The sequence below is a fragment of the Neobacillus niacini genome (assembly GCF_030817595.1).
Classification (GTDB): domain Bacteria; phylum Bacillota; class Bacilli; order Bacillales; family Cytobacillaceae; genus Neobacillus; species Neobacillus niacini_G.
The window spans coordinates 3,505,931-3,530,756 of record NZ_JAUSZN010000001.1 but is presented as its reverse complement, the minus strand read 5'-3'; the positions used below and the strand labels follow the sequence as shown (position 1 = coordinate 3,530,756).

Genomic DNA, 24,826 nt, shown 5'->3' with positions numbered 1-24,826 from the left:
TTAACATGAATGAGGATAAAACAAAGATTGTGCAGTGGATACAGGATCATGAGGAAGAACTGGTTTCTTTTTTGAAAACATTAGTTCAAACGGCTTCGGATAATCCCGCTGGTGATTGTTTACCGATAGCCAGAGTTTTAGAGAAACAGCTTTCCGAGCTTGGGTTTAAAAATGTATCCCTCCTCGAAGTAGATGAAGAAAGTGTAAAAGCAAATGGGATGGTTAGTATGGCTAACGTCCTCGCACCTACAGTGTTTGGAGAAGGTACAAATGTTGTATTAAACGCTCACGGAGATGTGGTCCCTCCTGGTTTAGGTTGGAGTGTCGACCCATATGGAGGAGAAATAGTTGATGGAAAAATGTATGGGCGTGGAGTGGCTGTATCAAAGTCTGACATTGCCGCTTATACCTATGCGGTGCTTGCATTAAAACAGGTCAGTGCCCAGCTTTTTGGAAGGGTGGACCTTGCCTTCACGTTTGATGAAGAAACAGGAGGAGAAATAGGACCCAAGCGGCTAATTGATCAAGGCTATATCAAGCCCGATCAAGCGATTGTCGCAGGGTTTACCTATTCAGCTGTAAATGCTCATAATGGGTGCTTGCATTTTGAAATCAAAACAACAGGAAAGTCAGCGCATGCGGCTCTTCCGCATACAGGAATTGACGCGATCGAGGCGACGACTAAAATCTTACAGGTTTTATATGATTATCGTAAAACACTGGCAGAAAAGAAATCGTCCATCCCAGGAATTGATTTTCCAACCTTGAATGTGGGACTCATTTCAGGCGGTATTAATACCAACGTGGTGCCGGATGAGTGCACCATAAGAGTGGATCGTCGATTAATCCCTGAAGAGGACTTTGTAGAAGCAGAGTTTGAGTTTAGAGAACTCGTACATCAAGCAGTATCAGACATACCTGGTATAAAAGTTGAAATTAGGAAGATCCTCCATGCGAAAAGCTTTGGACCAGTTCCTGAGAATACACCATTAGTTCAAGCATTGGCTGCAAACTGGCAAATGATATTGAAAGAGGAGAGTGAGTTACCTGTTCACGGGGTGCCATTATATACAGATGCCCGTCACTTCTTTGCTGCAGGAATACCAACGATTATGTTTGGGGTCGGACCTAAAGTGTTAGAAGAGGCGAATGGACACCGTGCCGATGAGAATATTCGACTTTCTGATTTACAGGCTGCAACCAAAATCATCGCTTGTACACTTTATGATTTATTAGCAGGAGGAAACCATGAAATTAACACAGCGTGAGCAGGAAAAATTAATGGTCGTCGTCGCTGCCGACTTGGCGAGGCGTAGAAAAGACCGCGGATTGAAATTAAATTATCCTGAAGCGATTGCCCTCATTACCTATGAAATTATGGAGGGTGCTAGAGATGGTAAAACCGTGGCGCAGTTGATGAGCGAAGGGACAACGATACTATCCACCGAGGACGTGATGGAAGGAATACCGGAAATGATTCGGGATATACAGGTAGAAGCCACATTCCCGGATGGAACTAAGCTCATAACTGTTCACGAACCGATCCGGTAGATGCTAGTTTAATAGAAAAGGCGGAGAATAGAATGATTCCTGGAGAATATGTACTAAAACAAGATCCAATTGCCTGTAATCAGGGAAGACCCGCTTCTAAGGTGAGGGTATTAAATAAAGGGGACCGACCTGTACAAGTGGGGTCCCACTTTCATTTCTTTGAAGTGAATGGATCTCTGCAATTTGAACGCAAGGAAGCATATGGAAAACATTTAAATATTCCAGCGGGCACTGCTGTCCGCTTTGAACCGGGCGATGCAAAAGAGGTAGAACTGGTCCCTTTTGCAGGAAAGCGGGAGGTTTATGGCCTAAATAATAAAACAGATGGCCCGTTAGACCAAGGAAAGGGGAATCCTGCATGAGTTTTCGAATGTCAAGAAGGCAATACGCCGACATGTTTGGTCCCACTGCAGGTGATGCCATTCGACTAGCAGATACCGATTTATTTATTGAAATTGAAAAGGATTTTACGGTTTATGGGGATGAAGTGAAATTTGGCGGCGGTAAAGTGATTCGCGATGGGATGGGACAGCATCCGCTTGCTACAAGAGCTGACGGAGCACTCGATGTGGTCATTACCAATGCCATTATTGTGGATTACACCGGAATTTATAAGGCTGATATTGGGATACGAGATGGAAGGATATCTGGAATTGGAAAAAGTGGTAATCCCCTTCTTATGGATGGTGTCGATATGGTCATTGGGGCTTCCACAGAGGTAATCGCAGGTGAAGGAATGATTGTCACTGCGGGAGGTATTGATGCCCATATCCATTTCATCAGTCCTCAGCAAATTGAAACAGCACTATCCACTGGGATTACTACTATGATTGGCGGCGGCACTGGCCCTGCTACGGGTACCAATGCGACAACCTGTACGCCAGGTGAGTGGAATACTCACCGGATGTTGGAAGCTGCAGAGGAGTTTCCGATGAATCTTGGATTCTTAGGAAAGGGAAATTCCTCATCGGAAGCACCGTTAATCGAGCAGGTAAATGCGGGTGTCATTGGGCTAAAGCTCCATGAAGACTGGGGGACGACAGCTTCAGCGATTGATCATTGCCTTAGGGTCGCTGATCAATATGATGTCCAAGTTGCCATCCATACCGATACCTTAAATGAAGGCGGGTTTGTAGAAGATACGCTGGCGGCCATTAATGGCAGGGTCATACATACCTATCATACTGAAGGAGCTGGTGGAGGACATGCCCCAGATATTATTAAGGTGGCAAGCTATCCTTATATACTTCCTTCCTCAACCAATCCAACACGTCCTTATACAAAAAATACATTAGATGAACATTTGGATATGCTCATGGTTTGTCATCACCTAGACCCTGATGTACCAGAGGATATCGCTTTTGCTGATTCGCGTATCCGGAAAGAAACCATTGCGGCAGAGGATATTCTCCATGACATGGGCGTATTCAGCATGATTAGTTCAGATTCTCAGGCGATGGGTCGTGTTGGTGAAGTGATTACAAGGACCTGGCAGACAGCCGATAAGATGAGAAAACAAAGAGGAAAAATGCCGGAGGATAAGGGAGTGGGGGATAACTTCCGGGTTAAGCGATATATCGCCAAGTATACGATTAATCCAGCGATTACCCACGGAATTGCCGATGAAGTTGGCTCCATTGAGATTGGAAAACTGGCTGATTTAGTGATTTGGGATCCAGCCTTTTTTGGAGTTAAACCTGAGATTGTCATTAAAGGCGGAATGATTGCTCACAGTTTGATGGGAGACCCAAATGCCTCCATCCCTACTCCGCAGCCTGTTTTGTACCGTCCGATGTTTGCTTCCTTTGGTAAAGCAAAATATTCAACATGTATTACCTTTATGTCAAAAGCGGCCATTGAACTTGGTGTTCATGAAAAATTGGGGCTGAAAAAACAAATCAAGCCTGCACATGGAACCCGTCAACTTTCAAAAAAGGATATGAAGCTCAATGCGGAAATGCCCAAAATTGAAGTAGACCCGCAAACATATGAAGTCATCGTGGATGGAGTACTTGTTACCTGTGAACCAGCTGAGGTACTGCCGATGGCACAGCGTTATTTTTTATTTTAGGAGGAGCAAGGTTATGATTATCACTGAAATCATTGGAAACGTTGACGAAATCTCGTCTGCGGGCAGGCATATAGAAAGAGTATATCTATCAAGCGATGACTTGGTAAAACGAATACAGCGCGTGACAACAGATCATGGAAAAGAAGTGGGGATCCGTTTAGCACAGCCGAAGGATTTAGTTGATGGAGATATTTTATATATGGACGAAAGAAACATGATGATTGTTAGTGTAACGAGTGATGATCTGCTTGTACTTCGTCCTTCATGTATAAAGCAAATGGGTGAAATCGCACATCAGTTAGGCAATCGCCATCTACCAGCGCAGTTTGAAGACGAGGTAATGCTCGTTCAATACGATTATCTCGTCGAGGAGCTGCTCGTTCAATTAGACATTCCTTATACGAGGGAAGAGAGAAAAGTTAAAAAGGCATTTCGACATATCGGTCACAGTCATGGATAGTCAGCTTTTAAGCTTACTGCAATTAGGGGATTCAAATTTTCCATCGGGAGCTTTTTCCCATTCCTTTGGATTAGAAACCTATATCCAGGATGAAAGTGTCCATAATAAGGAAACATTTTTTGAATGGATTCGTATTTATTTGGAAAAACAACTAGCCTATACCGATGGGTTAGCCTGTCGCATAACCCTTGAAGCATTAATGAATCAAGAGGTTGCAACGATATGGAACCTGGATCGAAAATTGTTTGTTCAGAATATGCCGGAAGAAACCCGGCAGGCGAATCGTCGGATTGGAGAACGATTGATAGTGATAGGAATTGATCTTTATTCCATTCCTTTATTAGAAGACTATTTGAAAAAAATTCGTAGAAATGAAGCCTTCGGACATCCTGCAATTGCCTTTATGATTATTTGTGATTTTTTAAAGATTGATAGAAATCAAGCAATATTGACCTTCTTATATTCGACGATTGCCACTCTTGTTCAAAATGGGGTACGAGGAATCCCACTTGGACAGACAGCAGGTCAACGGATTTTACTAGAAATTCATCCTGTTTTAATGAATACAGTCAGTAAAATTGAATCTTTAGATTTAGAAGATTTTGGGGCGGTTGCGCCTGGAATTGAAATTGCACAAATGCGTCATGAAAAACTGAATGTCCGTTTGTTCATGTCTTAATATTAATAGAAAGTGGGTTAGAAGATGGAACCAGTACGGATCGGAATTGGCGGACCAGTTGGAGCAGGAAAAACAATGCTGGTCGAGCGCCTAACAAGATACTTAAATGATGAATTTAAGATGGCCGTGGTAACCAATGATATCTATACAAAAGAAGATGCGCAGTTTCTAATAAAAAACAGCGTTCTACCTGAAGATCGAATTATTGGAGTTGAAACTGGCGGGTGTCCCCATACTGCGATACGAGAGGATGCCTCCATGAATTTTGCGGCAATTGAAGAATTAAAAGCCACTCATCCGGATTTATCAATCATTTTTGTTGAAAGTGGAGGAGATAACCTAGCAGCGACTTTTAGCCCGGAGCTGGTTGATTTTTCTATTTATATCATTGATGTTGCTCAAGGGGAAAAAATCCCGCGTAAAGGCGGACAAGGAATGATTAAATCTGACCTGTTTATTATCAACAAGATCGATTTAGCTCCTTATGTTGGCGCAAGCCTTGAGGTGATGGAGGAAGATACAAAGGCGGCAAGAGGGAAGAAGCCGTATATCTTTACAAATTTAAAAACAGATACAGGACTAAATCTCGTCGTAGACTGGCTCAAGAAAAATGCTTTATTGGCAGGATTGGGGTAAGTGCTTACTCAAACAGGATATTTAAGACTAGCTGCAGCAAGGAAAAAAGAGAAAACGATTTTTAAAGAAACCTATGCAGAGGGAGCTTTTAAAATAACCAGGCCTGTTTACCTGACTTCGAGCGGCGAGGCATATGGGTACGTGATGAATCCTGGCGGCGGCTATGTTGACGGGGATTCTTATCATATTTCTATTGTTCTAGAGGAGAATGCGGAGGTGTTGTTAACCACGCAATCCTCCACGAAAATATATAAAACTAGGACAAAGCCAGCTCTTCAAGACATGAAAATTCATTTGAAAAAGGGAAGTCTTTTTGAATATCTGCCAGATCCGGTTATCGCTTATCAGCATGCACGCTTTAAGCAAAATATGATTATTGAGATGGAGAAAGGTGCCTCGCTCGTTTGCTGTGATATTTTTACACCGGGGTGGGCCCCGGATGGCACTCTATTTCGCTATGATTTACTGCAATCGAAGATGGAAGTTTATTTGGAAAAGCAGCTTGTTTTATTTGATCATATCAAACTAGAACCAGATGAGGATATGACAGGAATAGGCTATATGGAGGGGTATACCCATATTGGCACGATGATCATCATTGATGAGCGGGTGAATAAAGCATTTTTAGAAGAGCTCCATGTGCTATTTGAGCCTCTGACCGAACTTAGAATCGGTGTCTCCATGCTGGCGGTTCCGGGATTTACACTAAGGGTACTCGCAAACTCCACACAAGCTATAGAACATATTCAAAGTGTTACTCACGAACTTATCAGGAAAAGAATTTTGGGGAAAGAACCTGTCTTTTTACGAAAATATTAAGGGGTTGGCCCGTAAAATTGTTTGGATGTGTAAAGAGCCAACGTTTGGTGTTGGCTCTTTTGCTTTAAAATGTATGTGCTAAATCTTTAGCACGCGCGATGGCGTTTTCTTTGATTTCTTGTGCTTTGTCAGGCATTGCGTTATGCCCCTCAACAAATAAACCTTCAAAAGATGGGACTCCATAGAATTGCATCATAATACCTAGGTAGCGGTGACCCATTTCCATTGCTGCTGCTGGTCCCTCGGAATAGACACCCCCGCGTGCCTGAATATGCAAAGCCTTTTTGTCGGTTAAAAGTCCAATTGGACCTTTTTCCGTGTATCTAAAGGTTTTTCCTGCAACAGATACTGCATCTAAATAAGCTTTCATAACAGGCGGGAAGGAGAAATTCCATAGCGGTGTGACAAAGACATATTTATCTGCAGAAATAAATTGCTCACAAATCTCAGAAAGTCTGCCGACCTTTGTTTTTTCTTCCGTTGACAGCTGTTCAAATTCCGTACCAGAACGAAGTTTTCCCCAACCGCTGAAGACATCAACATCAAGTTGAGGAACATCTACTTTGTAAAGATCTACATTAATAATTTCATGATCAGGATTTACTTCTTTGTAAGTATCAATAAATGCTTTTCCTACTGCCATACTATAAGACTGAGTATCATCATGAGGATGAGCTGTTATATACAATACTTTTGTCATTTTCGTATCAATCCTTTCTGTATCTAGCATACATTCTAGTATGTGCAATGAATGTTTATATATGCAGATACAAAAATAGATCTAGACCAAAAATAAAAGGAATTTGCGATTTGCAAACTCCTTTTATTTTTTAGTTATTATTTTCGCTAAAGTAAGGGTTTCCACTAATGTTTGCACGCATTTCATCCGTTAATGTAAACGGCTCATTTACTGGAGAAATTGAAGCGGAACTTTCATTGTTTAGAATACTTCCATCATAATGAATCGGGTTATTTGTCATAGGTAAATTCACCTCCATAAATATAGTCTATACATAAATTCTACTATTTATTTACGATTATTAATAGGTAATTTTTAATATTCTGAATGTTACTTTTTCTGGTAATTATTTACTATATAAATGCTAGTATCTGGATCTATTGTTTTTCCTTATTTAACCTTTCTCTGTGATTTATGATAAAATTTTTAAAAAAGGAGTCGGCTGAATATGAAATTAATCGACCTGCATTGTGACGCATTGCTTAAACTTTCAGAAGGAAAAGGCTCGCTGCGTTTTGCAGATGCGAAAGAATTACAAACGAATAAAAAAAGATTACATAAAGGGCAGATCAAGGTTCAATGCTTTGCCATCTTTATTGAGCCAGACATTCCATCAGACCAGAAATTTCAAGAGGCACTTACACAAGTTGATTATTTTTATAAAGAAGTGTTAGGGAAAAATCCTGACATGGTCCATATTAAAGAGTGGTCTGATTTTGAAAAAATCAATATCGGTCAAATTGGCGCCATGCTGACACTTGAGGGAGTTGACGCCATCGGCAACGATTTAACCAGGCTTCATATTCTTTATCAGTTGGGTGTTCGTTTGGTTGGTTTAACATGGAATAATGCAAATTTAGCAGCAGATGGTGCAGGGGAACCGCGGGGCGGCGGACTTACGCTGTTTGGAAAAGAAATTGTTAAGTTTAATAATGACCATCAAATTTTGACAGATATCTCTCATCTTAGTGATAGAGGGATTTGGGAGGTCATTGAACTCGCAAAGTATCCAATTGCAAGCCACTCCAATTCACGCACTCTTTGTCATCACCTTCGTAATTTAACGGATGAACAGGCACAGGCAATGTTTAAAAGAAACGCGATGATCCATGTTGTTTATTATCCTCCATTTGTAAAAGCAGAAGCAGGAGAGGTAACCATTTCTGATCTAATAAGGCATATCGACCATTTCTGCTCATTAGGCGGAGTGAACCATATTGGATTAGGGTCGGATTTTGATGGGATTCGGACATTTATTACAGATTTAGAGGACGCCTCTAAAACGCAGAATCTCATCAATGAATTATTGAAGCATTTCAAAGAGGATGAAGTGAGAGGATTTGCTTACCAAAACTTCCTTAACCATCGGCCAGGAGTGTTAGGATGAAGGTTAGACAGACAGGAATAACGGTGGGTGTGCTGTCAACTGGACGAAAAAATTGTATAACCGATGTTGAGGGTGTAATGGTGGGCCATGTCACGCTTGATTATCCCCTTGATGCAGCCGGAAAAGAATATGCCTGTACAGGTGTTACAGCGGTGCTGCCTCATCGTGGAAATGTTTTTAGACAAAAAGTGACCGCTGCAAGTTATGTCATAAATGGATTTGGAAAAACGACCGGGCTTGTTCAAGTGAATGAATTAGGACAGCTTGAATCTCCGATTATGTTAACCAATACGTTTGCAGTACCTGCTGTTACCCAAGGTACGTTAGAATATATGCTGGCAGAGAATCCTGAAATAGGTGAAACAACGGGTACGATTAACATAGTAGTTGGAGAATGTAATGATAGTTATTTGAATTCAATACGGCATTTTTCTGTTAAACCTGAGCATGCTTTAGAAGCAATTAGGAATGCTACCGACCAGCAGGCAGAAGAAGGTGCGGTTGGAGCTGGAAAAGGGATGATCTGCTTTGGATACAAAGGCGGAATTGGTTCATCCTCTCGTACGGTTGGAGAGTATACAATCGGGTGCCTAGTCCTAACCAACTTTGGTAAAAAGGAGGAGCACCAGAAGTTTCGCTATTCAAAAGTGGAGTGTCTTTCAGATCCTGCAGATGGCTCTATCATTATTGTCCTTGCAACAGATGCCCCGTTAAGCGACAGGCAACTGCTGCGTATTTCAAAGCGCTGCGGTATAGGATTAGGCAGAACAGGCAGTCATTTTAGCCACGGCAGCGGTGATATCATCATTGCCTTTTCAACAGCTCACAAGTCTGAACACTTTACAGATGAACTGACAGAACAAAGACTCCAACTTCGTGAGGATCATCCCCTGATGAATCAATTATTCACAGGAGCTGCAGAAGCAGCCGAGGAAGCCATCTTAAACTCACTGTCGCAAGCAGTCACAACAAAAGGAAGAGCGGGCAGAGTAGTTAATAAAATCACTTTTACGGACGAGGAATGAATATGTATCTAACCATTAAAGAAACAGCAGAATATTTATCAATGCCAGAATCAAAAATAGAAGAACTAATCAAACAAAAAAAAATCCGCGCCATCCATGACGGAGAAGGGTGGGTCATCAACAAAGAACAATTCAACACCCACCTAAAACAAATCGAAAAATACAAACACCTCATAGAAGAAATCCTAAACGAACCCATCCCCGAAGACCTCGACATCAAAGACGAGGATTAAATTAATGTTGGTTCCAATGTTGGTGCCTGTCACCGTCCGTGGACAGTGTCCACGTGGTATGGACACTATCCTTAAATTCCAGACAAGGAGGGTTTCTATTGGGTGATTTTTATTTGAAAAGGATTTATGAACCGTATGATGAGTCTGATGGTTTTCGGATTTTAGTGGATCGAGTATGGCCGCGTGGGATCTCGAAGGAGGCAGCCAAGTTGACCGCTTGGCAGAAGGAGGTTGCTCCAAGTCCTAATCTTCGTAAGTGGTTTTGTCACAAGCCTGAATTGTTTGAGGAGTTTCGCACTAATTACATAGAGGAATTACGTATGGATGAACAGAAACAGAGTATTATAAATGACCTCATTTCAATGAGGTCAAAAGGGAAGGTTACACTCCTTTATGGAGCAAAGGATCCTGTATATAATCATGCGATTGTGCTGCAAGAAGAGTTAAACAGAATCACCTTATAATAACAAATTTAGAAGAGGAGCTCCTTCATAAAAGGGCTCCACTTTTTATGCACGTATATCTTTCTTCTTAGAGGATTATTACCTAAAAGTCTTGAATATGTAAGATATATAAATAGTTTTTGGGGGTACATAGTATTATGAAATTTTTCACCTTTAATAAAGAAAGTGGTAAGAACATTTCAAAATTTAATTCCGATTTTATTATGTCTAGAATCGTTCAAACAAATAGTGCTGCTTCAATCGGTTGTATGCATTTAGGCAAAAATGGATTGATTGGTTTTCACCAAGCAGTAGGACCTCAACTATTGTTAATCGTAAGTGGAGAAGGTTTAGTTAGTATTGACCAGGAAGAATATTATAAAGTACAGCCTGGTGATGCTGTGTTTTGGGAAAAAGACGAATGGCACGAAACGAAGTCAGATAATGGATTAACTGCAATTGTTATTGAAAGTGAAGAATTAAACCCAGCCGATTTAATGCCTTCTAAATAAGGCAATAACATTCGGAATTAATCTTTATAGACACTACATGACTGTAAGTGTCACTGGGAAAACTTCTATTAAGTCAACATTAGGAGTTTTAAAATGAAAAATTATATCATTTTTTTCTGTAGTATTTTAATTTTGTTTGGTACTTATACCGGTATTCGTGGTTCTTCGGCCAGTACAAAGGTAGTTAACCTGGTAGCTCTCGGCGATTCCATCACACATGGAGTAGGGGACCCTGCAAAAAAGGGATATATAGAAGGCGTTAAAGTAAAATTAGAAAAGAAATATAAGGCTCCTGTCAAAGTGAGCAACTTTGCCATACCAAGGTATCCTTCCGAAAAAATTCTTGAACAACTTCAGGATAAAAAAGTCACGGTACAACTAAAGAAGGCAGATTATATCATTCTGTATATTGGAACAAATGATTTTAGAAAGAGTGCCAATTATCAATTTAACCCACTTGATGTAAAACAAATAAATAGGGGTAAGGCTACATACACCACAAACCTTTATAAAATCCTTGAAAACATAAAAAAAGATAATTCTGTCGCCCCTATCTTTGTCTTAGGTTTATATCAACCCTATGTGGAATACTCGAATCAGAAAGAAATTCTAAACACGATAAAACATTGGAACGAGGAAATCGCCAAAGTGGCTGGTAATTTTGATCGAACCTACTTTGTTCCCACGCTTGATCTATTTCAAAACAAACCAAAAAGCCTCTATTTCAGTGATGCCTTACATCCGAATCCAGCAGGATATCATTTAATCGCGGATCGATTATCTGAAAAAATATTGAAGGAACCTAGTTTTAAATAAACAACGAATAAGAAACCATAGTGAATAGGTTATACACAAAGGAGAAGAGGTATTATATATGAATACACTAAACGAAAAACCAGTTGTTAAGGCAGAAATGCTTATCCGCAAACCAGTTGAGGAAGTATATGAAGCTTTCATCAACCCTGAAATCACGACAAAGTTTTGGTTTACTAAAAGCAGCGGAAGATTAGAAGAGGGTAAAACCATCAGGTGGGATTGGGAAATGTATGGTGTTGGCGATGAATTATTTGTTAAAGAAATGGAGCAAAACAAGCTAATAAAGATTGAATGGACCGATAGCACTCAGGTGGAGTGGCTATTCACTCCCCGAGCAGGTAATCAAACTTTTGTTTCCATCACAAACTTTGGCTTTTCTGGCAGTGGCGATGAAATGGTCGCTCGAGCCATTGATTCTATGGGAGGATACACAATGGTACTCTCTGGATTAAAGGCATATTTAGAGCACAACATTCAATTAAATCTCGTAGCTGATAAGGCGCCAGACGCAAACGTAAACTGATAAGAATAATTTGGCAGCTAAATCCACATGGATTTAGGCTGCTATTTTTTCATGATACGTGAAGAGTTAAAAGGGGGTACAGACAATGGAAAAATATATTGAGCGCATTAAACAGGTTTACCTAGCCTTTCCATCCTGGATTGTAAGCCAAATGAAATTGGCCAAAATAATGATGTACTAATTGTAAATGAATCCTTCGTATTTAGATTCCCAAAGTACCAAAGGGGATTAGAAAGTTTAAAAAAAGAGACTGAGATAGTAGAAGCTATTAAAAACAAAGTATCCATTCCCATTCCAAGCCCAATCTATCAATCTTTTGAAAAATGGGAAGCAGGGAAAGTTTTTGTTGGCTATGAGTTTATTCAAGGATCTCCATTCTGGAAGTCGAGTTTCGATAGCATTAAAGATGAAGAAGTATTAAAAAGACTAGCGTCACAACTGGTTAATTTCCTTACGGAAATTCATTCATTTGATAAAAATAAACTGCCACTAGAGGAAACCAATCCTCGTGAACAAATGCTTGATCTCTATCAAAGGATACAGAATAAGCTTTTTCCTTTTATGAGGGAAGAAGCGCAACGACAAATCTCCCATTCTTTTGAAACCTTTTTATATAGTGAAGCATGCTCAAACTTAACCACCACTTTGGTCCACGGCGATTTCGGGGCAACAAATATCTTATGGGATCCGACTACCTATACTATTTCAGGGATTATTGACTTTGGCGGCAGTGGTATGGGTGACCTAGCATATGATTTTGCAGGAATACTATCCAGTTACGGGGAAGATTTTTTTACCATGTGCTTAAATTTATATCCAAATGGTGCCGAAATAGCTGAGCGAGTTAGGTTTTATGGAAGTACATTTGCCCTGCAGGAAGCCTTACATGGAGTGGAAAATGACGACATAGAAGCATTTGAAAATGGTATTAAAGCATATAGATAGAATACTAAAATGGAGGGAAGAAATATGCGGCAAATTATTGCTCTTGGCGGCGGCGGTTTCTCTATGGAACCAGAAAATACGTTATTGGATACTTACATTCTGAAGCAATCGGGTAAAGACAATCCCAAAATTTGTTTTATCCCCACTGCAAGTGGAGATTCAGAAGATTATATTCAAAGATTTTATCGTTTTTTCCAAAACCAAAATTGTAGACCATCTCATCTATCATTATTCCGACCGCCAACAAGAGACTTAGAGAGCTTTATTTTGGAAAAAGATATTATATATGTTGGCGGTGGAAATACAAAGAATCTGTTGGCTTTATGGAAAGATTGGGGATTAGACACCATTTTGAGAAAAGCTTGGGATCAAGGAATCCTTTTGGCGGGGATTAGTGCCGGTTCTATTTGTTGGTTCGAGGAAGGTGTAACGGACTCCTATGGTGAGGGACTTGAGCCACTCAGTTGCTTGGGTTTCTTAAAAGGCAGTAATTGTCCTCATTATGACGGGGAAGCAGATAGAAGACCCGCATATCATAAGCTGATTGGAGCAAATAAAATAAAAGCAGGGATAGCTGCCGATGATGGAGTGGCAATTCATTACGCTGAACAAGAAATAAGTAAAATAGTAAGCTCAAGACCAACTAGCAAAGCCTATCGAATATCCTACGAACATAAAGTGATTGAAACTGAACTTCAAACAGAATTCTTAGGGTCTTAAGTATTGCACTTTTCTCCGATAAAGAAATAAAGAGAAAGTAGGTATAATTACCTACCGCTTTAAGCAGTATATAGATGTTACTAGCCAATTTACATAAAGGGAGGAATTAAAAACAATGACCAATAAGAATAACAACCGTAACCAACCGCATACTGGCGGAAGCAAAGCAGATACGGAATTCGGAGTAGAACAAGGCCTAAGTAAGAAAGCTAGGAAACAGGCTGCCAGAGAAAATAATAAGAACTCGTAATTCACAGCAAAAAAACGCCTCTTAGGGCGTTTTTTAATTTCATATAACAAAATAAAACACACATAAGAAGTGAGACATGCTCCCAAGCATAATTAAAATGTGGAAAATTTCATGAAAGCCCATGTATTTAGATTGAAGGAATTTTGGCTTCGCTCCATATATGACTCCGCCAATGGTATAAAAAATTCCTCCGAGTATTAATAAAAACAAACCTTTCGGATCTAAGCTCCCGGCTAATGGTGAGAATACAAACACAATCATCCAGCCCATTACAAGATACAGTGCTGTTGAAATCCAGCGCGGACAATTAAACCAAACCATTTTAAACACCACTCCACTTAATGCCACCGCAGCAATAATAGAAAATAGGATATTACCAGTTGTTCCATTTAAACTGATAAAACAAAATGGTGTGTAGGTACCTGCAATCAAAATAAAAATCATCGAGTGATCGAGGCGTCTTAAAAAAGCAATGACATGATCTTTAGCGATTACCATATGATAGGTGGCTGAAGCTGAATAAAGGAGAATCATGCTGACGCCAAAAATGATGACAGCGGTTATCGCTATCGCTGATGATGTCGTACTCGACACTTTAATTACCATCGCAAGAAGTCCTACGAAAGATAAAAGTGCACCTGATAAATGAGTGAGTCCATTAATTGGTTCCCGAATATAATTGTTCAAGTTAAAACCCTCCTGATACCGCATGTAGTTTTAATAACTACATATAATGATACTCGCAAAACAGCACCTAGTCAACTGATAAATGTTACGATATAATGTTAGTCAGATAACACGTAGAACGGAGTTTTTATGATGGAAAAAATCAAAGAAATACTTGAACAGCTTGGCCTTGAAACAAATCTTTCGTTAGATGAAATACCGAATATTGATTTGTATATGGATCAAGTGATTCAGTTATTTGAAAACAAATTTGCCGACTCTAAGCGAAATGATGAGGAAAAGATTCTTACAAAAACGATGATTAATAACTATGCAAAAGGGAAGCTCATTTTCCCGATTAAAAATAAGAAGTATTCCAAGGAGCATTTGATTTTAATGAGTTTAATTTACCAACTAAAAGGCGCTCTATCCATTAATGATATCCAAGTAACACTGGATGGGTTGAATAAAAGGATTATCAAAGAGGATATAGAAATCGATTCTTTATACAATAGTTATTTAGCGCTCTCTCAAAAAAATGTTGCTGATTTCAATCTTGATATTAATGAACGGGTCAAGGATGTAAATGTAGAAGTAGCAAAAATGGAGGATCGGAACTCTGCTTATCTCGAGCAGGTACTCATGATTTCCTCACTCGTACACATGAGTAACCTATATCGAAAAGTGGCTGAAAAGTTGGTGGACGAAATCGTAGTGGATAAAGAAGGAAAGCGTCATAGATAACCATATCTTTGACGCTTTTTCTATGTGGTTCACACATTTATTCGAATATCCTGTACATCTTTACCAATATCAATTGCTTTTAAGGCGGAGTCACGAACCTCGACGTGATTTATCGATATGGAATCAGCCCGATTTTCTCCTCCATAAACCTTGATAGCTGTACTAGCACTCTTAAAATCTTTGACTGAAATATTGTTTAGAGCCACATTTCTTGCTCGGTACTGTATCGCAATAATGGGGATTCTTCTATAATCATAATCAGGGTCACCAATCAATGTAAACTGGTTGACCACAACATTTTTATAGCCGGATACGACTAAGCCGCGAGGTTTGGATTCTTTATATAAATCTGTAAAAATCGGTTTAATGGCAGCAAGATATACAGCAGTAATATTGTATGCCGACTGGGACTCCCTATCTGTGCTTTTATGGTGTCCAATATGGCGGAAGTTGTAGGCACGGTTATCGTTTACAGAAATATGTCCAACGATTTGCACATTAGAAGCTGCAGATGAGTTTTGATGTGCTTTTATTTCAATACCACCAAAGCATCTGGCCGAAGAATTATTAACTAAAAGTACATTCCTAGAACCATCATCAATTTCGAACCCATTTGAATTTGAATATCCCTTTTGATGAGCACGCCCGCTTGGGTCACACATATGAGAGTTTGAAATAAATATGTAATCACTATGATGGGTGGTAATTCCGTCATCTCCAAAACCATATCCATTTAAATTATCGAGCCACACATATTGGCTGCCGCCTTTGGCGCGATAACCGTCTCCCGCATAATTGTACAAGGTAGAGGAAATATCAAAGCAATGAAGTCCCGGATTGATTGCTTCAATATCTTTTACCCAACCATAGCTGACGTTCGCATAGGTTAGACAGCTTGAATAATTGCCCCACGTACTCGTCTTTTTTATATCCCCAAGCCTTTCAACATTCCAATCTAGACTCATTCCCTGCACATATAAATGATGATTTCCTTTCCAATGATTGGCGTTGGTAATTAATCTTGTTCCTTTCGAGGCGCTCTCATCCAATTTAATAGTTGTTTTTCCCTTTCCGGCTCCTACTAGGCAAGTCCAGGAAGGAAGGCGAATCCCTTTTGTGATAAAAACCCCCTCAGGAATATTTACCCTAACCCTGCCATTTCCAAGCGCTCTTTTAAAGGCAGCTGTGTTATCACTTTTTCCATCCCCAATCCCGCCAAAATCGATAATATTTACTTCCCTGGTAATTCGGCTTATTAACTTTTTGTACTCGTCATCCAGCTTCGGTTTCCACTTAGGGAACACATTCCCATCAGAATCTATGTATACAGGGGTAGGCTTTAAGAGGTTAAATGGCCGAGCGAATAATCGGAAAATGTGCTCCATCATCCTTTTGAAAAAAGAAACTTCTTTTGGTTCCTTGTTGAATTGTGGGGCAGGCTTATTCATATGGCATTGTTGAAAAAGCTGCTCAGTTTCTTTAATCACCGCCTCTATATCTATTTGCTTTTCTGAAATAACCGATAGAAGCTCTCCATTTTTCCTTGGATCATGGTCTTTATCTAAAAAAATCATTGTGTTCACTCCAGGCATTACACTTTTTTAAACTATTATTACCTATATAGAAGAAAACCTCTAGCAAAAGGAAAAACTGAACTTTTTGTGAACAAAGAGGTCGCGGCAATGGGTTATCGAATACTTACTATGATAGTTTTTATTTGAAGGGAGGCACTAAGGATGATATACAAAAGGACAATAAGTTTACTTGTTATACTCATTACCATACTTTCTATTTTTGCAACGTCATATGCTATCGTTTCGAGTCAGGGACCAGGTGAATATGAATACCAATCTATATTTGGTGAGACAGTATCTATTTATGGGAAGGGGCTATACAGTCATGACTCCGTGTCAATGGCTGCACAAGCCATCGCTCAAGACTATGTTACACTATTTCTAGGTGTTCCATTACTGCTGCTATCACTCTATTTGTATCTAAAAGGTTCCCTTAAAGGAAGTCTCCTGCTAACGGGTACGTTAGGATATTTCCTATACACCTATGCCTCTTACTCCTTTCTTTCCATGTACAATTATATGTTCCTAACCTATGTGGTACTTATGTCAGCCAGTTTTTTTGCCTTTATCCTCATGATGATGTCCTTTGATGTCGCAAATTTACCATTATTTTTCTCGGAAAAAATGCCGGTAAAATTCCTTGCAGGTTTCTTACTTTTTGTTTCCTTTGTCTTTGGAATGATGTGGACAGGAAAGTTGGGTCTCCCGCTCCTAAACAATACACCACCAGCAGATTTACAGCACTACACAACTTTTGTGATTCAGGCACTAGACTTAGGATTTGTCGTTCCTACAGGTCTGCTTGCTGGGATCCTGTTAATGATGCGAAAACCATTTGGCTACTTGCTCGCCCCAGTGATTATTATTAAAGAGATTACTTTACTAACAGCATTGACAGCCATGATTCTCCTCCAATTAAAGGCTGGAGTGGAGATTGGCTATCTGCTTGTTTGGAGTGTCATTCTCTTTAATCTTTTGGTCATATTTTGCATGATACTAATGATGAAAAACATTAAAGAAAACGTGGAAAAACCAAGTACTGGAATGAATTTGCATTAAAAATCAAAAAGGAGCTGTTGACAAACGGCTCCTTGCTGCTGAGAATCTTTAATAAAAAACCAAACATTTTCCTTATTTGATTCCATCGCCCCCCCCCAATAGGTAAATTATACCACATACAGAATATGACCTTTTTTGTCAGTTTTGTGTATTTTGAATATTTAGCTGCCATTTGCAACAAAATACTAACATACGTTCGGAGGTGGAGATTATGGAAAATAAGAATTTTGAAAAAATCTACGATGAATACAAGCAGCAAAGTGAGCACGAAGCGCAGGCAGAGGCTAGTCAAAGCAATCCTGATGGAAAAGAAGAATTCGTGGCCGTGAAGAAAAATGATGATGGAGACATCATCGCATTCAAAACAAGCTCAGGCAGAGAGCTGGATTACATCACAGCTTTAACGGAAGCCAAATTAGGTCAGATTGCCCACGTTGATGTCTTTCATAAATACGGCAGAGATATTATTCGAAGTGAACCGGATGGGATAAAGGAAAACAATCTTGATCGACTTCCCGAATTTTAGTATGTAAAGGGAGTAGCACAACGTTGCTGCTCTCTTTTTCTTTTCCTTAGAAAAAGGTTTTTTAACGAATCAATGGAATATAAATAATTAGCTATGTTTTTTTGGGGGCAGTAAATGCAGAAATTCCTAGGGAAAAAGGTGGAATTATGTTTTTTCTTTTGCTGACAGCGATGATTATTTCATTTGTGGTCGGAACCACGTTATTAATTAATGGTGAAATGGTTTTTGGAATACTCTCCACAGCGCTGGGTATTTTATTACTGCTGTTTATACTGTTTTATTATGGAAGAAAGAAATACCGTAAAAAGAAGTATGACTGTACCCCGGACTGTCCGACTTTTGATTGCGGACCGGACTGTGATGGTAAATCCGATTGTGATGGGGGACCTGATTGTGATTGTGGGCCAAATTGTAATTAATCTCAAGCGGTTGATCGACATTGTACCTTGTCACCGGATGAAGTCAAGAAGTCTAACGATAAAAGGATATACACTGCCAATATGCGCAAGGTGCACGGGAATATTATTGGGGTATTTATTTTTCCCTTTTCTATTTGTCTATGATTTAGATTTCCCACTTTGGCTGGGTATCGTATTAAATTTCCCAATGGTTTTGGACGGCTGGACCCAAAAAAGGAAATATCGAATGAGTAATAACACATTAAGAGTATCAACTGGTATTGTGAGCGGCTTGGGTCAGAGTATTATAATCGTTAGTTTAAGTCAAATTATTATTTCGATTTTATTGTAAAAAAGTAAACTACTATCCATTTCATGCTCGTCCTAGAAAGCATAGTATAAATAAGGACGTTATGAAAGGAAGTATGTTGGATGTTTGATTTCTTATCTCAGCTAATCACAATGATTTACCAGTTCCTTTTAAAACATTTTAGATGTATTTCAAAATCTTTTATAAAGGTCGAGAATACCGGCCTTTTTTTTGTTAAAGTAAAATTATTGGAATGTAAAGGTTGTGTTGTTGTTGTGGAATGCTTAGGGTGTAATTTGGCAAATAAAAATCTGCCTGTACATGTTGTTTTTGAAGATGAATATGTTTGTTGTTTCCTAGACCATGAGCCATTTAATGAAGGGCATATTATGATATTGCCCAAACAACATGTTTATGACGCAGATGAACTTGACGAAAACACAGCAAATTCAATTATGAAAGCATCTATTCTTCTATCAAAAGCAATTAAAAAACTGTTTAATCCGGATGGGATCACCATCTGCCAAAATGGCGGGGTATTTAATGAATTAGCGCACTACCATATGCATGTTGTACCTAGATATAAAGATCAATCATTTGCTAATTTTTATTTAGAAGATGAGATTATCATAGAAGATGAAACGAAGTTAAAAGAAACAACTAGAAAACTAATTGATGTAATTGGTGAGTTAATCAAATAAAAGGAGATGCTTATGATCACTCTATACATAACACGGCACGGTGAAACAGAATGGAATCGTGAAAAAAGAATGCAAGGCTGGCTGGATTCAAATCTAACGGAAAATGGAATTAAGAATGCCATATCTTTAGGTGAAAGATTGAAAGAAATAGAGTTAACAGCCATTTATTCAAGTCCAAGCGGGAGGACGAAAGCGACTGCCAGCTTAATACGGGGAGAAAGAGATATTCCTGTGATTTACGATGAAAATTTGAGGGAAATTAAACTGGGTAGATGGGAAGGAAAAACTCATTCTTCCATAAAAGAAATGTATCAAACCGAGTATGAGTCATTCTGGAATGCACCTCATCAATATGCAACTGTGGGAGGAGAAACGTTTGAAGAAACACGAGCGAGAGCTGTTCAGGTTTTAAATCGAATAAAAAGAGAATATAAATCTGGGAATATATTATTGGTTACTCATTCTGTTGTAATTAAGTGTTTATATACATTTTTTAAGAGTTCCCCTATTGAAACCTTATGGGATCCTCCTTATATACATGATACCAGTCTTACCATTGTAGAAATGAATGAAAATGGTTTTAAACTGGTGTTAGAAGGAGATATTGCTCATTTGGAAACGGCAAATTTTATTTAGTAGAGAAGGGGGAGCTTTAGAGAAATTGGAGTGAGGGAGATGAATAGAATCGATCCATATAGAGCAGCGGTACTGTTTACTTTGAATCATTTTCCGAATTGTCACGGAGCCTTATTAGCTGGGAGTGTAGTTCGAGGTGAGGGCACAGAAACATCTGACCTTGATATTGTGATAGTTGATAGTAATTTACAGTCTGCATATAGAGAGTCATTCATTGAATTAGGATGGAATATAGAGGTTTTTGTACATAATTTATCTTCATATAAAGACTTTTTTAAAAGTGATTGTGAACGAGCAAGACCTTCCTTGCCTAAAATGGTTTCAGAAGGAATTGTGTTAAAAGATAGTGGAATCATTGAGGCTATTAAACAAGAGGCAAAAGATTTATTGGTAAAGGGTCCGGAAGAATGGTCAGCTGAAACCATAAGAATCAAGCGTTATTTTATAACGGATGCGCTTGATGATTTTATAGGTTGTTCAGTGCGGGCTGAAGAAATATTCATCGCTAATACACTCGCTGAACTAGTTAGTGAATTTGTCTTGGGAACCAATCGACAATGGATTGGTACGTCTAAATGGATATTACGTTCATTAAGAAACTATGATGAAAAGTTTGCAGATCTTTTTGTCGACGCCTTTGATGTTTTTTATAAAACTGGAGATAAAAATAGGATTATCGTAATGGTTGATGATATCCTACAGCAATTTGGCGGACGGTTATTTCAAGGGTTTTCATTAGGGAAATAGTATGAGATTCGGACAGGCATAGCAATAAAACATCGGCCAATTTAATAGGAAGAGGTCTACAGTTCTATTTTTTTTAATAGTAACTGGGAGGCATGGGAGATATATGACAAAGAAAAGGACATTTTTTGGAGTAATTGTACTGCTTTTTATTATTATTTGTTGGTTTTTATATCAAAAAATAACAGACGACACCTATAAAGGGATGTCAATTATCCCTGAAGAACACAAGGATATCCCTTTATTCAAAGGATTAGAACCTACTGAACACCAATATATTATGAAGGGGAATCACTGGGAGGATATTTATCATTTTTACATGAAGGAACTTCCTGGGCGGGGTTGGCAAAAGGAGTATACAGAATCTGCACTTGACGATAATGAGGTTGATAATGATTGGAGTGGATTTATGTCACGCTGGAGAAAAGAAGATTTTGATGGTGAATTATGGATTTCTGCTCATTACAATCAAAGTGAGGACCAAACAGAGGTCATGTTTGATAAAACGGAAATTTTACAAACAACTACTTGGATTGAGGATGTTCCAGATAGTATTTGTATCTATCAAAATCCAACTGCTCAAAACTGTACAGAAATTAAAGATAAATCCAAGATAGAACAAATCATAAGGTTCATTAACGAAGCAATGGATACAAATGAAGCAGTAGATTCCCGAAATGAAACATTGATAATAGATCTCAATGATAGTAAAGTAAACGTTTTTTATGAAGATGAAAAAGAAATCTTTCTTCAATCAGAAAAAGGTACAAAAGTAATGAAACCAGAGCAGGAATTCTTAGAACTGCTCATTATGAAATAATCCGTTAATATCGGTATTAGACATGGAAAAATTACACATACTTTCCTCATTAAGACACTTTACCAGAGGAGTAGTAGAATGCATTGGTATGAGAAATTAAATCAATATTTTCCGATTGAAGAAATGAAATCTAGAGAGCATATGGAAACTTTATTAAAAGAGCGTTCCGATATTTATCATAAAGATGAAGGTCCGAATCATGTTTTGATGTATGCAGAATTAGAGGATTTTGTTTTTATTGATTATCTTTTTGTTTCAAAAGACGCGCGCGGCCAGGGACTTGGCCATAAGCTTCTCGAAAAAATGAAACAAAAAGGAAAGCCTATTATTCTTGAAGTTGAACCCGTTAACTATGAAGACAGTGATTCAGGAAAAAGGCTTCATTTTTATAAACGTGAAGGATTTGAACACGCTAATTCCATCGGCTATGAGAGAAGGTCATTAGCGACAAATGAGGTTAATAAGATGGAAATTCTTTATTGGGCTCCAAATAAAGAGTCTGAGGAACTAATCTTTGAAGCCATGAGAAAGACGTATGATAAAATTCATACCTATAAGGATCAGCACTTCTACGGAGAATCATACCAACCAGTTGAAGAGGTTTTGACCTTTAATGAAGATCCACAGAGTAAAAATATATTAGACAATCTATGAAAAAAATGCACTACTCCATAACGAGTAGTGCATTTTTTTCTATTTAAAAAGTACCTTCCTAATCGAAACAGGCGTGTCCTTATATGCTTGGATAATGCCGTGCTTTTCAATTTGGTCTTTTATTACCGCTCGATAGGGCAGCTCAACTTCCATTTCCTTTTTCAGCGGTGAGAAGGAAAGCGAAACCGTTTTTTGGTTTTCCCAATGAGCAACAATTGGCTTGTCCGTCACAAACGGGAATAACTGAGGAAACCCATTGCGAAAAAAAGGGTGAGTCCCTTTATTATCGCCAGGTTCATTTAGACTAATATACAGCGATAGATAATCACAAAATTTTAGTAAATCTAAGTGGTACATTAGGGTTTCTTGTTCATGCTTTTCTCCCGTTAATTGCAATTCCTTTAAAAGCTTTTCCTGTCTTTGCTTTTCTTCTTTCCAAAATTCCCTGACAGCCGGCTCGCTTGAATCTTGAATGAACGATGAGTAGTGCAAGCTGCATAAAAGCCCTGCATACTTGCTTAGTTGTTCTACTTCGTCTAACCCCTTTTTATAAAAAGTAATTTTAAGGGATAGTGGATAATCAATAAAAGAGTACGGTTTCTCCGTTTTATCATTCCATATCGGGGACGAATCCATTTCAATCCAGCCTCGGTCATGTTCTTTAATTGCCAGCAGTACTTCTTGAGTATGGTTATCATCAAAAAAATAATCTTCTTTGCAATTCCGAGCGATAACGCCAGCAATTTGTGCGTGGTCATTCTGGGTTACCATAAGAAAGCTTTGTTCCTGTTCAAGTATAATCATTCTCGTAAATCCCTTTCCTTTGTAAAAACTGAACTTGTTCGGTTTCCACATGCTTCCTTTTATATTTCCTTTATCCAGTAGATTTAAACCAAAACTTCCTGCAATCTTGAAAACATAAGAAGGAAAAGAACTACCTAATAAAGAATTAACTATTTCGGCTAAATAATTTTAAGGTTAGAGGACTTTTACAAAAAAAGTTCGTGTGCGTGGGCCATCAAACTCGCAGAAATAGACTCCCTGCCACGTACCTAACAGCAATTGTCCGTTTGCAATAATAACATATTGTGAAGCCCCGACTGTACTCGCTTTCATATGGGCTGCAGTATTGCCTTCCATATGCCGATCTTGTTCATGGTGCCATGGATAAACCTCGTCAAAGCGCCGAATCATATCTCGTTTCACATCTGGGTCAGCGTTCTCATTAATGGTAATGCCGGCTGTTGTGTGTGGACAATAGACGATAGCAGATCCTTCCTGCTGGTTATTTTCTCTAATGAATTCCTGAACCTGATGGGTGATTTCTATCATTTGATCACGAGTGTTTGTTTTTAACGTAAATTTTTTTAGCATAGGATCCTTCCTTTCAAATCATTTTAAAGTTAAGTAAAGGTGGTAGTGGTATGTTCAGTCAATCTCCCTATGTATGTCGAATGGAATGGGGCAGACGCGGTGCTAGAGAAGCTGCAGAACGCGGTGATATTATTATTATAGTCGATATCTTAAGTTTTTCATCTACTGTCGTATCTGCATTACATTTCGGTGCAGTGATTTATCCTTATCCCCCGTATGATAACGGGAAACAATACGCGAAAGAAGTGAATGCTGAATATATTTTGGGCAGAGCGGAGGCAGCAAAGGCGGGGAAAGCGACATTATCCCCAGTTTCCTTTAATGAAAAACATTCAAATAAGAGATATGTACTTTCCTCACTAAACGGAGCTTTTTGCACTTGGATTGCCTCAAAGGCACAAGCACTTTTTATTGGATCCCTATTAAATGCTGCTGCAGTGGCTTCCGCAGCTAATCAATTAAGATTAAAAACTAAAGCAAACATTACAGTAATTCCTTGTGGTGAACAATGGAGTAATGGGAGAGAAGAGGAAGATACTCTTCATCCTGCTATGGAGGATTATTTAAGTGCCGGTGCTATTTTATCTTATTTGGAAGGTGAGAAATCACCAGAAGCAGAAGTATGTATGGGTGCATTCCTCCAGGCAGAGCCAAAATTAGACGCACTGATTTGGGATAGTGGAAGCAGTCGAGAATTGCGTGAACGAGGATTTGCAGCGGATGTAGAACATTGCAGCAGGTTAAATGTTTATCAAACAGTTCCGATTTTAAAAGATAATCATTTTGTATCATATAATGGGGAGTTGTAGCC

35 protein-coding genes are annotated in these 24,826 nt (G+C 38.8%); 29 read left to right on the top strand and 6 right to left on the bottom strand.

The features are described from left to right. Positions 1-5: 5 nt before the first annotated feature. From QFZ31_RS16905 to QFZ31_RS16870, 8 genes are read left to right on the top strand one after another with little or no spacing between them, the layout of a single operon-like run. On the top strand, positions 6-1,268 hold the full coding sequence (locus QFZ31_RS16905) for an ArgE/DapE family deacylase (RefSeq protein ID WP_307304783.1): 1,263 nt from the start codon (positions 6-8) through the stop codon (positions 1,266-1,268). Beyond that, on the top strand, positions 1,249-1,551 hold the full coding sequence (locus QFZ31_RS16900) for an urease subunit gamma (protein WP_307304780.1): 303 nt from the start codon (positions 1,249-1,251) through the stop codon (positions 1,549-1,551). The genes QFZ31_RS16905 and QFZ31_RS16900 overlap by 20 nt, the downstream gene beginning before the upstream one ends. A 32-nt stretch (positions 1,552-1,583) precedes the next feature. Next, positions 1,584-1,913, top strand: coding sequence for an urease subunit beta (locus QFZ31_RS16895; protein WP_307304776.1), 330 nt, complete (start codon positions 1,584-1,586; stop codon positions 1,911-1,913). Beyond that, positions 1,910-3,622 (top strand): urease subunit alpha, encoded by a 1,713-nt coding sequence (gene ureC, locus QFZ31_RS16890; RefSeq protein ID WP_307304773.1) that lies wholly within the window; start codon positions 1,910-1,912, stop codon positions 3,620-3,622. Before QFZ31_RS16895 ends, ureC begins: the two co-directional genes overlap by 4 nt. A 13-nt stretch (positions 3,623-3,635) precedes the next feature. Next, positions 3,636-4,082 carry an urease accessory protein UreE gene (gene ureE / locus QFZ31_RS16885; RefSeq protein ID WP_307304770.1) on the top strand — a complete coding sequence of 149 codons (447 nt, stop codon included), beginning with the start codon at positions 3,636-3,638 and terminating at the stop codon, positions 4,080-4,082. Beyond that, positions 4,075-4,761: an urease accessory protein UreF gene (locus QFZ31_RS16880; RefSeq protein WP_307304766.1), complete on the top strand. Its 687-nt coding sequence runs from the start codon at positions 4,075-4,077 to the stop codon at positions 4,759-4,761. Before ureE ends, QFZ31_RS16880 begins: the two co-directional genes overlap by 8 nt. 24 nt (positions 4,762-4,785) lie before the next feature. Then, positions 4,786-5,397, top strand: a complete 612-nt coding sequence (gene ureG / locus QFZ31_RS16875; protein WP_307304764.1) for an urease accessory protein UreG — start codon at positions 4,786-4,788, stop codon at positions 5,395-5,397. Next, positions 5,398-6,216, top strand: coding sequence for an urease accessory protein UreD (locus tag QFZ31_RS16870; RefSeq protein WP_307304761.1), 819 nt, complete (start codon positions 5,398-5,400; stop codon positions 6,214-6,216). Positions 6,217-6,280: 64 nt separating this feature from the next. Here the strand turns inward: QFZ31_RS16870 and QFZ31_RS16865 are convergent, their stop codons facing one another. Continuing rightward, the gene (locus QFZ31_RS16865; RefSeq protein WP_307304758.1) at positions 6,281-6,916 is read right to left on the bottom strand and encodes an FMN-dependent NADH-azoreductase; all 636 of its coding nucleotides are present in this window, start codon (positions 6,914-6,916) and stop codon (positions 6,281-6,283) included. A 130-nt stretch (positions 6,917-7,046) separates the two neighbouring features. Next, positions 7,047-7,196 (bottom strand): hypothetical protein, encoded by a 150-nt coding sequence (locus QFZ31_RS16860; protein WP_307304755.1) that lies wholly within the window; start codon positions 7,194-7,196, stop codon positions 7,047-7,049. 207 nt (positions 7,197-7,403) lie between these two features. Between QFZ31_RS16860 and QFZ31_RS16855 the strand changes: the two genes are divergently transcribed. The 10 genes from QFZ31_RS16855 to QFZ31_RS16810 all read left to right on the top strand — a co-directional run bounded on the left by QFZ31_RS16855 (position 7,404) and on the right by QFZ31_RS16810 (position 13,809). Continuing rightward, positions 7,404-8,342: a dipeptidase gene (locus QFZ31_RS16855; RefSeq protein ID WP_307304752.1), complete on the top strand. Its 939-nt coding sequence runs from the start codon at positions 7,404-7,406 to the stop codon at positions 8,340-8,342. Further along, positions 8,339-9,367 carry a P1 family peptidase gene (locus tag QFZ31_RS16850; protein WP_307304750.1) on the top strand — a complete coding sequence of 343 codons (1,029 nt, stop codon included), beginning with the start codon at positions 8,339-8,341 and terminating at the stop codon, positions 9,365-9,367. Before QFZ31_RS16855 ends, QFZ31_RS16850 begins: the two co-directional genes overlap by 4 nt. A gap of 2 nt (positions 9,368-9,369) precedes the next feature. Continuing rightward, positions 9,370-9,600: an excisionase family DNA-binding protein gene (locus QFZ31_RS16845; RefSeq protein ID WP_306075679.1), complete on the top strand. Its 231-nt coding sequence runs from the start codon at positions 9,370-9,372 to the stop codon at positions 9,598-9,600. Between the two features lie 98 nt (positions 9,601-9,698). Then, entirely contained in the window at positions 9,699-10,064 is a 366-nt protein-coding gene (locus tag QFZ31_RS16840; protein WP_307304746.1) for a DUF488 domain-containing protein, read from the top strand. 137 nt (positions 10,065-10,201) lie between these two features. Then, positions 10,202-10,555, top strand: a complete 354-nt coding sequence (locus QFZ31_RS16835) for a cupin domain-containing protein (protein WP_306075681.1) — start codon at positions 10,202-10,204, stop codon at positions 10,553-10,555. A gap of 93 nt (positions 10,556-10,648) precedes the next feature. Beyond that, positions 10,649-11,371 carry a GDSL-type esterase/lipase family protein gene (locus QFZ31_RS16830; protein ID WP_307304741.1) on the top strand — a complete coding sequence of 241 codons (723 nt, stop codon included), beginning with the start codon at positions 10,649-10,651 and terminating at the stop codon, positions 11,369-11,371. A 58-nt stretch (positions 11,372-11,429) separates the two neighbouring features. Continuing rightward, complete coding sequence (locus QFZ31_RS16825) at positions 11,430-11,894, top strand: SRPBCC family protein (protein ID WP_307304739.1); 465 nt, start codon at positions 11,430-11,432, stop codon at positions 11,892-11,894. A gap of 156 nt (positions 11,895-12,050) precedes the next feature. Beyond that, the gene (locus tag QFZ31_RS16820) at positions 12,051-12,839 is read left to right on the top strand and encodes a phosphotransferase family protein (protein ID WP_307311616.1); all 789 of its coding nucleotides are present in this window, start codon (positions 12,051-12,053) and stop codon (positions 12,837-12,839) included. Between the two features lie 24 nt (positions 12,840-12,863). After that, positions 12,864-13,559: a Type 1 glutamine amidotransferase-like domain-containing protein gene (locus tag QFZ31_RS16815; protein ID WP_307304737.1), complete on the top strand. Its 696-nt coding sequence runs from the start codon at positions 12,864-12,866 to the stop codon at positions 13,557-13,559. Between the two features lie 115 nt (positions 13,560-13,674). Continuing rightward, positions 13,675-13,809, top strand: coding sequence for a hypothetical protein (locus QFZ31_RS16810; protein WP_307304734.1), 135 nt, complete (start codon positions 13,675-13,677; stop codon positions 13,807-13,809). A 39-nt stretch (positions 13,810-13,848) separates the two neighbouring features. Here QFZ31_RS16810 and trhA read toward each other — a convergent pair whose 3' ends face one another. Then, positions 13,849-14,496, bottom strand: a complete 648-nt coding sequence (trhA, locus tag QFZ31_RS16805) for a PAQR family membrane homeostasis protein TrhA (protein WP_307304730.1) — start codon at positions 14,494-14,496, stop codon at positions 13,849-13,851. 132 nt (positions 14,497-14,628) lie between these two features. Here trhA and QFZ31_RS16800 point away from each other — a divergent pair, with 132 nt between their 5' ends. Beyond that, a complete protein-coding gene (locus QFZ31_RS16800; RefSeq protein ID WP_307304726.1) occupies positions 14,629-15,219 on the top strand; it encodes a DUF1836 domain-containing protein in 591 nt (196 codons plus the stop codon). Between the two features lie 29 nt (positions 15,220-15,248). Here QFZ31_RS16800 and QFZ31_RS16795 read toward each other — a convergent pair whose 3' ends face one another. Continuing rightward, entirely contained in the window at positions 15,249-16,793 is a 1,545-nt protein-coding gene (locus QFZ31_RS16795; protein ID WP_307304723.1) for a glycosyl hydrolase family 28-related protein, read from the bottom strand. Between the two features lie 162 nt (positions 16,794-16,955). Between QFZ31_RS16795 and QFZ31_RS16790 the strand changes: the two genes are divergently transcribed. The 9 genes from QFZ31_RS16790 to QFZ31_RS16750 all read left to right on the top strand — a co-directional run bounded on the left by QFZ31_RS16790 (position 16,956) and on the right by QFZ31_RS16750 (position 22,641). Further along, on the top strand, positions 16,956-17,852 hold the full coding sequence (locus tag QFZ31_RS16790; protein WP_307304721.1) for a hypothetical protein: 897 nt from the start codon (positions 16,956-16,958) through the stop codon (positions 17,850-17,852). 211 nt (positions 17,853-18,063) lie between these two features. Next, positions 18,064-18,378, top strand: a complete 315-nt coding sequence (locus QFZ31_RS16785) for a DUF3892 domain-containing protein (protein ID WP_307304718.1) — start codon at positions 18,064-18,066, stop codon at positions 18,376-18,378. Between the two features lie 146 nt (positions 18,379-18,524). Then, complete coding sequence (locus tag QFZ31_RS16780) at positions 18,525-18,797, top strand: hypothetical protein (RefSeq protein WP_307304715.1); 273 nt, start codon at positions 18,525-18,527, stop codon at positions 18,795-18,797. Beyond that, positions 18,772-19,128 (top strand): DUF2085 domain-containing protein, encoded by a 357-nt coding sequence (locus QFZ31_RS16775; RefSeq protein ID WP_307304711.1) that lies wholly within the window; start codon positions 18,772-18,774, stop codon positions 19,126-19,128. The genes QFZ31_RS16780 and QFZ31_RS16775 overlap by 26 nt, the downstream gene beginning before the upstream one ends. A gap of 233 nt (positions 19,129-19,361) precedes the next feature. Continuing rightward, positions 19,362-19,787 (top strand): HIT family protein, encoded by a 426-nt coding sequence (locus tag QFZ31_RS16770; RefSeq protein ID WP_307304708.1) that lies wholly within the window; start codon positions 19,362-19,364, stop codon positions 19,785-19,787. Between the two features lie 12 nt (positions 19,788-19,799). Then, positions 19,800-20,423 carry a histidine phosphatase family protein gene (locus tag QFZ31_RS16765; protein WP_307304704.1) on the top strand — a complete coding sequence of 208 codons (624 nt, stop codon included), beginning with the start codon at positions 19,800-19,802 and terminating at the stop codon, positions 20,421-20,423. Between the two features lie 39 nt (positions 20,424-20,462). Beyond that, positions 20,463-21,170 (top strand): nucleotidyltransferase domain-containing protein, encoded by a 708-nt coding sequence (locus tag QFZ31_RS16760; protein WP_307304701.1) that lies wholly within the window; start codon positions 20,463-20,465, stop codon positions 21,168-21,170. A gap of 103 nt (positions 21,171-21,273) precedes the next feature. Then, the gene (locus tag QFZ31_RS16755; protein ID WP_307304700.1) at positions 21,274-21,987 is read left to right on the top strand and encodes a hypothetical protein; all 714 of its coding nucleotides are present in this window, start codon (positions 21,274-21,276) and stop codon (positions 21,985-21,987) included. A 78-nt stretch (positions 21,988-22,065) separates the two neighbouring features. Beyond that, positions 22,066-22,641: a GNAT family N-acetyltransferase gene (locus tag QFZ31_RS16750; protein ID WP_307304696.1), complete on the top strand. Its 576-nt coding sequence runs from the start codon at positions 22,066-22,068 to the stop codon at positions 22,639-22,641. 39 nt (positions 22,642-22,680) lie between these two features. Here the strand turns inward: QFZ31_RS16750 and QFZ31_RS16745 are convergent, their stop codons facing one another. Next, the gene (locus QFZ31_RS16745) at positions 22,681-23,445 is read right to left on the bottom strand and encodes a DUF3891 family protein (RefSeq protein ID WP_307304693.1); all 765 of its coding nucleotides are present in this window, start codon (positions 23,443-23,445) and stop codon (positions 22,681-22,683) included. Between the two features lie 174 nt (positions 23,446-23,619). Continuing rightward, positions 23,620-24,015, bottom strand: coding sequence for a secondary thiamine-phosphate synthase enzyme YjbQ (locus tag QFZ31_RS16740; protein WP_307304690.1), 396 nt, complete (start codon positions 24,013-24,015; stop codon positions 23,620-23,622). Positions 24,016-24,065: 50 nt separating this feature from the next. On the opposite strand from QFZ31_RS16740, the gene QFZ31_RS16735 reads away from it, so the two are divergent. Continuing rightward, the gene (locus QFZ31_RS16735; protein ID WP_307304688.1) at positions 24,066-24,824 is read left to right on the top strand and encodes a 2-phosphosulfolactate phosphatase; all 759 of its coding nucleotides are present in this window, start codon (positions 24,066-24,068) and stop codon (positions 24,822-24,824) included. The last annotated feature ends 2 nt before the right edge of the window (positions 24,825-24,826 follow it).

Coding starts and splice junctions, on each gene's coding strand:
- QFZ31_RS16905 (WP_307304783.1), top strand. CDS start 6: ATGAATGAGGATAAAACAAAGATTGTGCAGTGGATACAGGATCATGAG.
- QFZ31_RS16900 (WP_307304780.1), top strand. CDS start 1,249: ATGAAATTAACACAGCGTGAGCAGGAAAAATTAATGGTCGTCGTCGCT.
- QFZ31_RS16895 (WP_307304776.1), top strand. CDS start 1,584: ATGATTCCTGGAGAATATGTACTAAAACAAGATCCAATTGCCTGTAAT.
- ureC (WP_307304773.1), top strand. CDS start 1,910: ATGAGTTTTCGAATGTCAAGAAGGCAATACGCCGACATGTTTGGTCCC.
- ureE (WP_307304770.1), top strand. CDS start 3,636: ATGATTATCACTGAAATCATTGGAAACGTTGACGAAATCTCGTCTGCG.
- QFZ31_RS16880 (WP_307304766.1), top strand. CDS start 4,075: ATGGATAGTCAGCTTTTAAGCTTACTGCAATTAGGGGATTCAAATTTT.
- ureG (WP_307304764.1), top strand. CDS start 4,786: ATGGAACCAGTACGGATCGGAATTGGCGGACCAGTTGGAGCAGGAAAA.
- QFZ31_RS16865 (WP_307304758.1), bottom strand. CDS start 6,916: ATGACAAAAGTATTGTATATAACAGCTCATCCTCATGATGATACTCAG.
- QFZ31_RS16860 (WP_307304755.1), bottom strand. CDS start 7,196: ATGACAAATAACCCGATTCATTATGATGGAAGTATTCTAAACAATGAA.
- QFZ31_RS16855 (WP_307304752.1), top strand. CDS start 7,404: ATGAAATTAATCGACCTGCATTGTGACGCATTGCTTAAACTTTCAGAA.
- QFZ31_RS16850 (WP_307304750.1), top strand. CDS start 8,339: ATGAAGGTTAGACAGACAGGAATAACGGTGGGTGTGCTGTCAACTGGA.
- QFZ31_RS16845 (WP_306075679.1), top strand. CDS start 9,370: ATGTATCTAACCATTAAAGAAACAGCAGAATATTTATCAATGCCAGAA.
- QFZ31_RS16835 (WP_306075681.1), top strand. CDS start 10,202: ATGAAATTTTTCACCTTTAATAAAGAAAGTGGTAAGAACATTTCAAAA.
- QFZ31_RS16830 (WP_307304741.1), top strand. CDS start 10,649: ATGAAAAATTATATCATTTTTTTCTGTAGTATTTTAATTTTGTTTGGT.
- QFZ31_RS16825 (WP_307304739.1), top strand. CDS start 11,430: ATGAATACACTAAACGAAAAACCAGTTGTTAAGGCAGAAATGCTTATC.
- QFZ31_RS16815 (WP_307304737.1), top strand. CDS start 12,864: ATGCGGCAAATTATTGCTCTTGGCGGCGGCGGTTTCTCTATGGAACCA.
- QFZ31_RS16810 (WP_307304734.1), top strand. CDS start 13,675: ATGACCAATAAGAATAACAACCGTAACCAACCGCATACTGGCGGAAGC.
- QFZ31_RS16800 (WP_307304726.1), top strand. CDS start 14,629: ATGGAAAAAATCAAAGAAATACTTGAACAGCTTGGCCTTGAAACAAAT.
- QFZ31_RS16795 (WP_307304723.1), bottom strand. CDS start 16,793: ATGATTTTTTTAGATAAAGACCATGATCCAAGGAAAAATGGAGAGCTT.
- QFZ31_RS16790 (WP_307304721.1), top strand. CDS start 16,956: ATGATATACAAAAGGACAATAAGTTTACTTGTTATACTCATTACCATA.
- QFZ31_RS16785 (WP_307304718.1), top strand. CDS start 18,064: ATGGAAAATAAGAATTTTGAAAAAATCTACGATGAATACAAGCAGCAA.
- QFZ31_RS16780 (WP_307304715.1), top strand. CDS start 18,525: ATGTTTTTTCTTTTGCTGACAGCGATGATTATTTCATTTGTGGTCGGA.
- QFZ31_RS16765 (WP_307304704.1), top strand. CDS start 19,800: ATGATCACTCTATACATAACACGGCACGGTGAAACAGAATGGAATCGT.
- QFZ31_RS16760 (WP_307304701.1), top strand. CDS start 20,463: ATGAATAGAATCGATCCATATAGAGCAGCGGTACTGTTTACTTTGAAT.
- QFZ31_RS16755 (WP_307304700.1), top strand. CDS start 21,274: ATGACAAAGAAAAGGACATTTTTTGGAGTAATTGTACTGCTTTTTATT.
- QFZ31_RS16750 (WP_307304696.1), top strand. CDS start 22,066: ATGCATTGGTATGAGAAATTAAATCAATATTTTCCGATTGAAGAAATG.
- QFZ31_RS16745 (WP_307304693.1), bottom strand. CDS start 23,445: ATGATTATACTTGAACAGGAACAAAGCTTTCTTATGGTAACCCAGAAT.
- QFZ31_RS16740 (WP_307304690.1), bottom strand. CDS start 24,015: ATGCTAAAAAAATTTACGTTAAAAACAAACACTCGTGATCAAATGATA.
- QFZ31_RS16735 (WP_307304688.1), top strand. CDS start 24,066: ATGTTCAGTCAATCTCCCTATGTATGTCGAATGGAATGGGGCAGACGC.